The sequence below is a fragment of the Pseudoalteromonas sp. MMG005 genome, from assembly GCF_018101015.1.
GTDB classification, from domain to species: domain Bacteria; phylum Pseudomonadota; class Gammaproteobacteria; order Enterobacterales; family Alteromonadaceae; genus Pseudoalteromonas; species Pseudoalteromonas aurantia.
On sequence record NZ_JAGJEK010000089.1, the window covers coordinates 1 to 409 of the forward strand.

Sequence of the window (409 nt, forward strand, 5' to 3'; positions counted from 1 at the left end):
GTATGACGGTGCGTTACTATCGGGCTCATTACCAAGTGCTGTGGGGGAGAAATTACAAGCTGTGGCGAAGCAATATCAATTAACGCCATTTATGTTATTACATGGTGCGTTATCTTTGTTGCTAGCAAGACACAGTAATAGCGCAGACATTGTGATAGGAACGCCAGTAGCCAATAGAATGCAGGCAGAGCTGACGCCGTTGATAGGGTTTTTTGTGAACACGTTAGTGCTCAGAGCGAACACGGGGTACCACACGGTCGGGGAGTACTTTAAGCATATCAGAGCAGTACATTTAGAAGCGCAATCGCATCAAGACGTGCCATTTGAGCAGTTAGTCGATAGATTGAAGGTGCCGAGAAGTAAGGCACATAGCCCGTTATTCCAAATCATGATGACGACGAATACAGAC

General features: G+C 46.2%; 1 protein-coding gene. It reads left to right on the forward strand.

Annotated features, from left to right (window positions below; genetic code table 11):
- The coding region (locus tag J8M01_RS23825) for a condensation domain-containing protein (protein WP_247671271.1) at positions 1 to 409 on the forward strand (409 nt) is incomplete at both ends.